The sequence below is a fragment of the Asinibacterium sp. OR53 genome (assembly GCF_000515315.1).
In the GTDB taxonomy this organism is placed as follows: domain Bacteria; phylum Bacteroidota; class Bacteroidia; order Chitinophagales; family Chitinophagaceae; genus Sediminibacterium.
Window position 1 is genome coordinate 3,333,101 of the sequence record NZ_KI911562.1, and the last position, 11,306, is coordinate 3,344,406.

Genomic DNA, 11,306 nt, shown 5'->3' on the forward strand with positions numbered 1-11,306 from the left:
TTTATTCATTTTTAAAAAGAATATTTCACAATTGAATTAATTTAGGATCATTAATCGCTTCCTGGACCCTTTATGAAAATCGTTCCCTTTAAAATTCCCCGTTCGGGCAATGAAGCCATTCGTGTACAGGTAGATGCCATGCCCCATCTTTACAACCATCTTCACCAGCATCCCGAGATACAACTTACACTGGTGGTGGAAAGTCATGGTACATTGGTTGCCGGCGATTATGTAGGCAGGTTCAGGGAGGGCGATGTGTTTGTGATCGGCTCCAACCAACCACATGTATTCAGGAATGATGCTGTGTATTTCAAGAAGAAGTTGAAAGCCAAAGCCATTACATTGTTCTTTGATGAAAGCACATTGGGCAGCCTGTTCTGGCAGCAGGAAGAAGTAAAATCATTCCTTCCTTTTTTCAGGAACAGTCTAGGCGGGTATCGTTTCAAAGGGAAAAAACAGGAGCAGTTGCGAAATCTATTACTGCAAATAGCCGGCGCCGAAAAAATGGATAAGGTCATCCTGTTCATGGAAATGATCAAACTACTGTCTTCTAAAAAAGAAACAACGGCTTTGTCCCATGCCGTTGTACAAAGACCTATCCGCGATTTCGACGGCAGCAGGCTCAATGCCGTACTGGAATATACATTCAGGGAAAGTCACCGCACCATCCGGCTGGAAGAGATTGCCGCTGTAGCTAATATGACAGAAGTGGCGTTCTGCAAGTATTTCAAGACCAGGACCCGCAAAACCTATACGCATTTCCTGAACGAGATCCGCATCAACAATGCCTGCAAATTATTATTGGCGGGCGACCAGCCCATATCAACGGTTTGTTATGAAACGGGGTTCAGCAACCTTTCGCATTTCAACCGGATATTCAAAAAGATCACGGGTAAAACACCCGGGCATTACCGGGCATCGGTATGATCAGACCACTTCTCCTTCAAGATCGTAATCGTAAGCTTTGGTAATTTTTACCTGCACAAATTCGCCGATGGTGAGTTTTTTATTCGCGTGCACCACTACTTCATTGTCTACTTCCACACTATCAAACTCTGTTCTACCTAAATAGCGGCCCGCTTCTTTTTTATCGATGAGCACTTTGAATACCTTCCCTACTTTTTCCTGGTTCTTTTCAAAACTGATCTCCTGCTGCACTTCCATGATCTCCTGTGCACGTCTTGATTTTTCATCGGCCGGCACGTCATCAACCATATCATAAGCCGATGTATTTTCTTCGTGGCTGTAATTGAAAATACCTACGCGATCGAAACGATGTTCCTGTAAAAATGCCTTCAACGCTGACACATCGGCTTCTGTTTCACCGGGGAAGCCTGCGATCAATGTGGTACGCAAACAAATACCAGGCACTTTTTCCCTAATCTGTTGGATCAGTTCGGTCATTTCTTCGCGGGTAATGTTCCTGCGCATGGCTTTGAGCATGTTGTTGCTGGCATGCTGCAACGGCATATCGAGGTATTTGCAGATATTATCGCGCTCCCGCATGACGTCCAGTATCTCCAATGGAAATTTGCTTGGGTATGCATAATGCAACCTGATCCATTCCAATCCTTTCACATCTGCCAGGGCATGTAACAACCTGGGTAATTCCCTTTTCTTGTAAATATCCAGTCCGTAATACGTAAGTTCCTGTGCAATGAGCATGATCTCTTTCACGCCTTTCTTCACCAGTGCTTCGGCTTCGGTCACCAATTCTTCAATGGGTTTGCTCACATGCTGTCCGCGCATGAGCGGGATGGCACAAAAAGCGCAGGTACGGTTGCATCCTTCGCTGATCTTCATGTAGGCATAGTGCTGGGGCGTGCTCAGCAAACGTTCACCCAACAATTCGCTTTTATAATCTGCTTCAAATTTCTTCAGTATCAGGGGTAATTCCATGGTGCCGAACCAGGCGTCCACTTCGGGTATTTCAGATTCCAGGTCGCCACGATAACGTTCACTGAGGCAACCGGTCACATACACTTTATCGAGTTCGCCCCTGCGTTTCAATTCTACCTGGTCGAGAATGGTGTTGATGCTTTCTTCTTTGGCTTTATCAATGAAGCCACAGGTGTTCACCACCACGATGTTATGGTCCAGCTTTTTGTTTTCATGCACCACCGCAATATCATTGGCAGCGAGTTGTCCGCTCAGCACTTCACTGTCTACCAGGTTCTTGCTGCAACCCAGCGTAATGATATTGACCTTATCCTTTTTTAAACTCCGAACTTTCATAAGCGGCAAAAATACCGCAAAAAGGCGAGTCAGGGCTTGTAATCTTCCCTGTTCATATAGAAGAGGTCCAGCGGTTTTTGCTGTTGTGTTACAGATGCTTTGCGCATAAACCCCGCTTTTTCCAACACTTTGCAGGAAGCAGTATTAGCGGGTTCGGTAATGGCAAAAATGGCCGCACGTTTCGTGTTATTAAAAAAATACTCAATGCCTGCTTTCAGTAATTCCACCGCATAGCCGCGGCCCCAGCATTCCGGCATCAGTCCATAGCCGATATGAATATCATCGGTGCCCGACATATAAAGAAGAGAAAAAGTACCCACAAAATGACCTGTATGTTTATCTGCTACAAAATAACGGCCTAAACAGGAACCCGGCTGGTACAGGTTAAGGTTCTCTGTGAGGAATACATCGCATTCGGTCCTGTTCTTTACCGGCCTGATATACTGCATAACAACCGGGTGGCTGTTGAAGCGGTAAAAGTCTTCGGCGTCTTCCTGAGCAAAACGCCTGACCGTTAGTCGTGCTGTCTCAAATATTTGCATAGGTTATGAAAGGTTGCCTGCAATATGATCCATGATCTTTATTGCATGCTCCCTTGAGTTCTCAATAAAAAGGCTATGCGTATCCATGCCGCCACAGATCACGCCTGCCAGGTATATTCCCGGCACATTCGTTTCATGGGTGACGGGGTCGTAGCTGGGCTTTCGCACTGCATCCTCCGATAATTCAATGCCCAGTTTTTGCAGGAAAGACAGGTCAGGCTGGTATCCTGTGGCGGCGATCACGCAGTCATTGGCCAGGGTGATCTTCCCTTCTGGTGTAAAGATATCCACTTCCTGTTCTCTTATTTCACTAATACAGGAATTGAAATAAGCTTTGATGGAACCTTCCTGTATGCGGTTTACAATATCCGGTCGCACCCAGTATTTCACACGGGTACCGATCTCTTCCTGCCGTACCACCATCGTGACTGCCGCGCCTTTGCGCCAGGTTTCCAGTGCTGCGTCTACTGCCGAATTGTTCGCTCCTACTACCAGCACTTTCCGGAAAGCATAAAAATGCGGATCGTTATAATAGTGTGTTACTTTGGGCAGGTCCTCTCCGGGCACATTCAGCAGAAAAGGTATATCGTAAAAACCGGTTGCCATTACAATATATTTCGCCTGGTATGAATGCCCACTGGATGTATGCACTTCAAAACCATTTGCGTTTTTTCCAACTGTTTCCACTTTTTCAAACAAGCGGATGTCCAATGCCGCAGCAACAGCCACCCGCCTGTAATATTCCAGCGCTTCGTTCCTCGTGGGTTTGGCATTGTTGCTTACAAAAGGAACACCCCCAATCTCCAACCGCTCCGAAGTGGAGAAAAAAGTCATGTTCACCGGGTAATGATACAGGGAGTTCACCAGGCAGCCTTTCTCCAGGATCACATAACGCAATCCCCTGGCTTTCGCTTCCAGTCCGCAACAAAGACCAATAGGCCCTGCCCCTACAATGATGATGTCCAGTGTTTCCTGCATATATCTCTACGCTATCAAACCTCGTTTTTATTATTTATGCACCTCGCTTGAAAAATGGAATTGAATATCGGGATTATTGGTAATTTCCGTATTCAAAAACCATTCGCTTTGCGCCAGGTACACCGGGTGGCCGTCTTTGTCTTCGGCTGAATGCTGCTGTTTGAAACGCAGGAAATCTTCGAGTTTCTTTTGATCATTGCTGGTAAGCCAGCAGGCTTTGTAAAAAGGCATGGCCCTGAATTCACAGGCCGCGCCGTATTCCTGCAACAAACGATACTGGATCACTTCAAACTGGAGTTCTCCTACGCAACCGATGATCTTCTTATTGCCGCCGAATTGGGTGAACAATTGCGCCACGCCTTCATCGGTGAGCTGACTGATGCCCTTTTCCAGTTGTTTGGTCTTCATGGGATCTTTGTTCACCAGTTCCTTGAATATCTCCGGTGAGAAAGTAGGGATGCCAGTAAAGAAAAAATCTTCTCCTTCCGTAAGGGTATCTCCTATTTTAAAATTGCCTGTATCGAACAAACCTACTACGTCTCCGGCATACGCATCTTCAATCACATCTTTACTGCGCGCCATGAAACTGTACGGGTTACTGAAGCGTATGTCTTTATCGAGTCGTACGTGATGGTAATATTTGTTCCGCTCAAAACGCCCGCTGCACACGCGCATGAATGCAATACGATCGCGGTGTTTGGGATCGAGGTTCGCATGGATCTTAAACACAAAGCCGCTGAATTTGTCTTCATCCACGCCTACTTTCCTGGCAGATGTTTCCCTGTCGCGCGGTGTGGGGGCGATCTGAATAAAAGTGTCGAGCATTTCTTTCACACCAAAATTATTCACCGCGCTACCGAAGAATACCGGCGCCACTTTACCCGCCAGGTAATCGGGCACATTCAGTTCCCCATGTACCCCATCGATCAGTTCCACATCTTCCCTTAATTGTTCGGCGTCCCTATCGCCCACTTTGGTATCGAGCAAAGGATCGGAAAGGTCGCTGATGGCAATGGTATCGTCTTCTTCTGCCTTGGTGCTTGCCGTGAAAAGGCGCAGGTTCTTTTCATGCAGGTTGTATACGCCCTTGAATTCTTTACCACTGTTGATGGCCCAGGTCATGGGATGCAACGAAATACGCAGTTCTTTTTCTATTTCTTCCAGCAGGTCGAAGCGGTTCTTTCCGTCGCGGTCCATTTTGTTGATAAAAACGATCACGGGTGTATCCCGCATACGGCAGACTTCCATCAAGCGGCGTGTTTGTTCCTCTACCCCGTTTACGCTGTCCACCACCAGTATAACGCTGTCTACCGCTGTGAGTGTGCGATAGGTATCTTCTGCAAAGTCTTTGTGACCGGGGGTATCGAGCAGGTTGATGAGGGTATTTTCATATTCGAAGGTCATCACTGAAGTGGCCACCGAGATACCGCGCTGCCTTTCGATTTCCATGAAGTCGCTGGTAGCGTGTTTTTTGATCTTATTGCTTTTTACTGCGCCCGCCGTTTGTATGGCGCCGCCGAACAGGAGCAATTTCTCGGTCAGTGTGGTCTTCCCCGCATCGGGGTGTGAAATGATAGCAAATGTTTTGCGCCTGTTGATCTCTTTCTCGTATTTCATAATGCTGAGGCCGCAAAGGTAAGATTTGTAGGGACTTGGTCAGCCCTCCCATACGGCCAAATGGTATTTTGCTAAAATACCTTCCAGTTCGAGCGGCCGCACCGGTTTGATCAGGAAATCGTTCATCCCCGCTTCCATTGCTTTTTCCCGGTCTTCCTGGAAAGCATTGGCTGTGATTGCAATAATGGGCGTATGGTTATACTGATATTTTCCTGATTGCCTGATCTGTTGGGCCGCCTGGTATCCGTCCATGACCGGCATTTGGATGTCCATAAAGACCAGGTCGTACTGGAACTGCTCGTACATGTCACAGGCTTCCTGCCCGTTGTTGGCAATATCAACGGTGATCTTGTATTTGGCCAGCATCAGGCAGAATACTTTTTGATTGATGAGGTTGTCTTCAGCCAGCAGGATGCGGGTACCTGAAAAATCTTCCTTATGCTGGGCACTATTTTCTTCCATTGGATACCGGATGGGTTCTCCCAGCGGCAGTTGAAGTGTAAAGAAGAAAGTGGTTCCGCTGCCCGGCTTGCTTTCCACTTCCAGCTTGCCCCCCATCAGTTTCACCAATTGATCTGAAATTGTGAGGCCAAGTCCCGTACCACCAAAATTTCGCGTGATGGAAGCATCTGCCTGTTTAAACGCTTCAAACAAACTGCGTGCATTATCCTGTGAAATACCGATGCCGGTGTCTTCGATTTCGAAACGGATGACCTGGTGAAAACGATCGGGGGAAGGTTGTTCGATGAGTCTTACGTCGATACTCCCTTCATTGGTAAACTTGATCGCGTTACCGATCAGGTTAAGCAGTACTTGTTGTAACCTCAGCGGATCGCCCAACACATAACGGTCATTTGCCGCTTTGTATGTAAAAAACAACTGGAGTCTCTTTTCAAGGAGTTTGTATTTAAAGATATTCAGCACTTTACTGAGATCGCCTTTCAAATCAATAGGTATGTGTTCAAGCTCCATGTTGCCCGATTCAATCTTGGAGTAGTCGAGTATACGATTGATGAGTTCCAGCAGGTGGTTGGCAGAAAAATCAATGGTATTGAGGCAATCCATCTGCTCGGCAGACAACTCGGTATTCCTGATGATATGAGTCATACCGGTAATGCCATTCAACGGGGTACGGATTTCATGGCTCATATTGGCCAGGAAGATACTTTTGTATTCGGATGATTTTTTTTCCTGCTCATAAGACTTCTCCAGGTTTTCAAGCGTGTCTTTCAAGCTGCTTTTCAAATGCAGGAAGGCTTTGTTCAACTGTTCAATATCCTTGATCTTGGGCAGAAAATGATCATCATGCTCTTGCTTATCTTCCCGGAACCTGGAATTGATAAATGCAAACATGCGTTCATTCAATTCCTTGATATCCCGCGTAAGCGCGTTCGATAAAAACAGACTTAACAATATCGCGATCACGAGCAAACCTGCAGATGCAGTGATCAGGGTGGTTTTTAATTTCCCCCTGAGGCGTACGGCTTCGAGGTTGGACCTCGTTCTGATAGCCGTATACTGTGTTTCAATGGCGCCAATGATTTGCTGAACATGATAGTAAGTACCGTAACTGCTATTAATACCCAGCCGGTTGGTGTATTCCACCAGTTTATTGAAATAGAACTTGTAATTGCCCAACAGTGCCCTCGTATGTGATCCGGGAGGGTATGTGTTTGTGAGCTGATCGATCAGTTCCACAAATTCACGGGCATATAATGTATCGCCACGAATCAGGTAATCTTTTTCGTGCCTTCTTAATTGCAGAATGCTGACTTCTTTGATCAGGGAAGAATCTTCCAGTATATGGGCATACAAGCGCATTTTGCCTTCCAGTCCAAAATCTTTAAAGCCTTTTTCCAGGTAGAGACTTTTCAGGAGCCTCACAGAATCCATCAGTCGCGCATCCAGCACAACAAGCCGGTCGAGTTCCACGTCCAGATCTATGTTATTCTTCCTGGCTTCTTTCCTGGCCTGGTATAAATGCTGAAGATTCTTTTCAAGATACGACTCAAAAGTGTCGATGTCTTTTTGTCTCCCAGTCTTATAGAAATCGGTCTGATGAAATCCGGAAAGGATGAAAAACTGCAGCGAATTATTACTGGCGAAAAAACTATTCTGTATCTGGGTAAGTTGATGAGAAAAATCCTGTAACTTTTCTTCTTTGGTTTTAATGGCGGAATAAATACCCATCCATATCAATAGAATGGCAAAAAAAGAAAAAAAACTCAGCAGGATTCTGCCTCGGTAGGATTTTAATAAGTCAACGCCACGTATAACCATGATAGAGGGCAAAATTGGCGATTGCTGCCAGATTTTGCCCTCTATCTATTTTATCAATTTATTAAATATCGATCGCTTCTCCGTAAGCGGCGGCTGTAGCTTCTTTCAGGCCTTCGCTCATGGTAGGATGCGGATGCACCGCATTGAGTATCTCGTGGGCTGTGGTTTCCAATTTACGGGCCACCACTGCTTCAGCGATCATTTCGGTTACGTTGGTACCGATCATGTGGCAACCCAGGAACTCACCGTATTTGGCATCGTAAATTACTTTTACAAAGCCTTCGGTAGCACCGGCTGCGCTGGCTTTACCACTGGCCATGAAGGGGAATTTGCCCACTTTGATGTCATAACCAGCTTCTTTGGCGGCTTTCTCTGTGTAACCGACGCTGGCGATCTCGGGCGTACAATAAGTACAACCGGGGATATTGTTGTAATCGAGCGGATCGGGCAGGTGGTGGTGTTTTTTCTCCAGGTAAGCCATGTGCTCGGCTGCATTGATGCCTTCTTTAGAAGCTACGTGCGCGAGCGCTTGTCCGGGTGAGCAGTCGCCAATTGCATAGATACCAGGAACAGAAGTTTGCTGGTATTGATCCACGATGATCTTGCCTTTTTCTGTTTTGATGGCATTCTCTTCCAGTCCGATGTTCTCAATATTGGCCACTACACCTACCGCGCTCAATACCACATCTGCTTCCAATGTAACCGTGCTGCCGTCCTGTTTTTTAACCAGGGCTTTCACACCGGCACCGCTGGTGTCTACTGATTCCACGGAAGCGTTGGTCATGATCTCGATACCTTGCTTCTTGTATTGTTTTTCCAGTTCTTTTGAAATCTCTTCGTCTTCCACCGGAACCACGCGCGGCATGAATTCCACAATGGTTACTTTGGTGCCCATGCTATTGTAAACATAAGCGAACTCAACACCGATGGCGCCACTGCCTACCACGATCATACTCTTGGGCTGATTGGGTAATACCATGGCTTCGCGGTAGCCGATCACTTTCTGGCCATCCTGTTTGAGGTTGGGCAGTTCGCGACTGCGGCCGCCTGTTGCAATAACAATGTATTTGGCTTCTACTACCTGCTTGCTGCCATCAGCGGCGGTAACTTCCACCTGTCCTTTGGCTTTGATCTTGCCATAGCCCATGATCACGTCGATCTTGTTCTTCTTCATCAGGAACTGAACGCCTTTGCTCATTTTATCGGCCACACCGCGGCTGCGTTTGATCACAGCGCCAAAATCGGCGGTTCCGGTGGCATTGATACCATAATTGGTACTGTGTTTCACGTACTCGTACACCTGTGCACTTTTCAGCAGGGCCTTGGTGGGAATACATCCCCAGTTCAGGCAGATGCCGCCCAGGCTTTCCTTTTCAATGATCGCTACTTTAAATCCTAACTGAGATGCACGGATGGCCGCAGGGTAACCACCCGGACCGCTACCAATGACAATGACGTCGTATGCCATAAGATGTTGATTGTTGAATTAAACAGATACGCAAACATCGATTTGCGGATGCGAAAATACTGCAAATCAGCCATCACTCAAAAAACACCCGTACCGTCTGGTAAAACCACTTATTGTGGCTCTGGCTTCCTCCTGATTGCTGCATTTGTTCGTTAAAGCCCTGGAGACCGAACAGGCCGGCCATATTGCCATTGCGAAGCGCTATTTCGAGGTAACCGGCCGAATTGAACCAGGCCAGCTTTTCCGTTTCGGGAACGGCAGCATAGTTATCGCTGATGGCATCGATGACTTCATTGCGTTTGAAAACAATTTTGAAGCGCCGGCCCTTGCTGTGGTCGTTGAATTCTTTTTGGGTGATGTTGATGACCACATTCTCGAAATTGTCGATGAACAGTATCTGTCCTTCAATCCAATCCGGACCATAAGTAGGCCGCAATGGGTATTTCTCAACGATCTCCCCGGCAGCCACCTCTCCTGCCAGGCCACCCCGCTGGATGATGCGTGTGATGGCCGCGGCGGCCAGTTGGGTCAGTTCCAGTAATGTACGTTGGCCGCCGGCAGGTATACGAACAATCTCACGGGGTTTTTCCGCGGTGATCATGGTAAGCAGGCCATTATCCGGACAAGTAATGAATTGACCATTGAATTTCGCTATCAGCAGATGCGTGACCGGCGACTCGAATACATTCACCAGGATGAAATGATGTGTACCTGCCGGAAAATACCGAAAGGCATTGCCGCAGATATAGGCGGCCTGCGGAAAGTTGGTTTGTGAAAGCTGGTGCGTGATATCGCATACCTGCAGTGCAGGATCCAGTGACAGAAACTGGCCCTTGATGGCGCCTACGAGAAAGTCGCGCTGGCCTATATCGGTTGACAACGTTAAGATGGGCATGCCGGATGATAAACGTCTGGGAAGATGAGTTATTTCACCAATCTTCCATTTTTAAAGAAAAAACGATTAACCAGTTTATCGGCCAAAGAAGGCAGGAACCTGTTGAGGAATACCGTTTCTTTTCCCTGGAAAGTGAGTACCAGGGTTCTCTTTCTTTTACCGATCGCTTTCACGATATGCCTGGCGCATTCTTCGGCGGTCATCATTTTCTTTTCATCCATCGGTGATTCTCCCTGCGCTTGACCTTCTTTATTAAGGGCCGCATTACGGATATTAGAAGCAGTGAAGCCCGGACAAACCCACATTACATTCACGCCACTGTGCAGTAATTCAGTGCGGAGGGCTTCCAGGAAACCGTTGACAGCATATTTGGAAGCAGAATAACCGCTGCGGCCGGGAAGTCCGCGGAAACCAGCAATAGATGACACGCCTACGATACTGCCTTTGTTTTTGAGTATATGTGGCAGTGCAAATTTGGTGCAGGAAACCGTGCCCCAGAAATTCACGTCCATCACTTTGCGGATGGTTTCCAGTTCCACATCCTGTACCAGGGCGCGCATAGAAACACCTGCATTATTGATCAGTATGTCGATGGTGCCGAAGTTTTTAACCACGGCATCGATAAAGCTCCTGCTTTCCTGCTCTTTGCTCACATCGGCCGTATGGATCATGAGGGGTTTACCGGGATAAGAAGCCTGCAAATGATAGAGTTTATCGTAATTGCGGCCACAGGTAGCCACTTTGGCCCCCTGGCATAAAAAAGCATCTACCAATGCCTTTCCAATTCCTTCAGAACCGCCCGTAATAACGACAACCTTGTTTATGAAGTCCGACATATTATGCTTGTTGTTACTGCAAAAATAGGCATAACTGAAACAGTTATCAGCAGTAATGTGGGTAACTGACCGAAAAAAGATTTATAAAAATTTGGCTATTTTTTTATTTCTCCTATTTTTGCACTCCCAAATCAAATACGGGGTATTCATCGAAGGATGAATGGTTCGATTCCGTAGCTCAGTTGGTAGAGCAATACACTTTTAATGTATGGGTCCTGGGTTCGAGTCCCAGCGGGATCACAACAAGTAGGTTTCCTGCTATCTCAAAGCCGCTTAAATGCTGAATTTAGGCGGCTTTTGATTTTATGAGGTGTCAAAACTGGTGTCAATTTACAAATAAATGGTTAGAAGTTGGAGACAATTACATTCTTGGTATTCTTTGAGTTTCAAGTTTATTTATATCCTGAACAGTGATATTTAAGTCCAATACCAATTTATTTAAATCCCCTCTTCTA

General features: G+C 46.6%; 9 protein-coding genes and 1 tRNA gene. 2 read left to right on the top strand and 8 right to left on the bottom strand.

The annotated features are described in order from the left end of the window. The first annotated feature begins 72 nt into the window (after positions 1 to 72). Entirely contained in the window at positions 73 to 927 is an 855-nt protein-coding gene (locus SEDOR53_RS0114820) for an AraC family transcriptional regulator (protein ID WP_026770427.1), read from the top strand. Here the strand turns inward: SEDOR53_RS0114820 and rimO are convergent, their stop codons facing one another. The 8 genes from rimO to SEDOR53_RS0114860 all read right to left on the bottom strand — a co-directional run bounded on the left by rimO (position 928) and on the right by SEDOR53_RS0114860 (position 10,851). Next, positions 928 to 2,235 carry a 30S ribosomal protein S12 methylthiotransferase RimO gene (rimO, locus tag SEDOR53_RS0114825; RefSeq protein ID WP_026770428.1) on the bottom strand — a complete coding sequence of 436 codons (1,308 nt, stop codon included), beginning with the start codon at positions 2,233 to 2,235 and terminating at the stop codon, positions 928 to 930. A gap of 29 nt (positions 2,236 to 2,264) precedes the next feature. After that, the gene (locus SEDOR53_RS18655; protein WP_084220446.1) at positions 2,265 to 2,777 is read right to left on the bottom strand and encodes a GNAT family N-acetyltransferase; all 513 of its coding nucleotides are present in this window, start codon (positions 2,775 to 2,777) and stop codon (positions 2,265 to 2,267) included. 3 nt (positions 2,778 to 2,780) lie between these two features. Further along, complete coding sequence (locus SEDOR53_RS0114835; RefSeq protein ID WP_026770429.1) at positions 2,781 to 3,755, bottom strand: YpdA family putative bacillithiol disulfide reductase; 975 nt, start codon at positions 3,753 to 3,755, stop codon at positions 2,781 to 2,783. Between the two features lie 30 nt (positions 3,756 to 3,785). After that, a complete protein-coding gene (locus tag SEDOR53_RS0114840; RefSeq protein WP_026770430.1) occupies positions 3,786 to 5,372 on the bottom strand; it encodes a peptide chain release factor 3 in 1,587 nt (528 codons plus the stop codon). 39 nt (positions 5,373 to 5,411) lie between these two features. Next, positions 5,412 to 7,562, bottom strand: coding sequence for an ATP-binding protein (locus tag SEDOR53_RS18660; RefSeq protein ID WP_198018969.1), 2,151 nt, complete (start codon positions 7,560 to 7,562; stop codon positions 5,412 to 5,414). Positions 7,563 to 7,713: 151 nt separating this feature from the next. Next, positions 7,714 to 9,120 carry a dihydrolipoyl dehydrogenase gene (lpdA, locus tag SEDOR53_RS0114850; protein WP_026770431.1) on the bottom strand — a complete coding sequence of 469 codons (1,407 nt, stop codon included), beginning with the start codon at positions 9,118 to 9,120 and terminating at the stop codon, positions 7,714 to 7,716. A gap of 73 nt (positions 9,121 to 9,193) precedes the next feature. Next, positions 9,194 to 10,015 (bottom strand): S-adenosyl-l-methionine hydroxide adenosyltransferase family protein, encoded by an 822-nt coding sequence (locus tag SEDOR53_RS0114855; RefSeq protein WP_026770432.1) that lies wholly within the window; start codon positions 10,013 to 10,015, stop codon positions 9,194 to 9,196. Between the two features lie 29 nt (positions 10,016 to 10,044). Next, positions 10,045 to 10,851 (bottom strand): SDR family oxidoreductase, encoded by an 807-nt coding sequence (locus tag SEDOR53_RS0114860; RefSeq protein ID WP_026770433.1) that lies wholly within the window; start codon positions 10,849 to 10,851, stop codon positions 10,045 to 10,047. Between the two features lie 167 nt (positions 10,852 to 11,018). On the opposite strand from SEDOR53_RS0114860, the gene SEDOR53_RS0114865 reads away from it, so the two are divergent. After that, positions 11,019 to 11,091 (top strand) — tRNA-Lys (locus tag SEDOR53_RS0114865). The last annotated feature ends 215 nt before the right edge of the window (positions 11,092 to 11,306 follow it).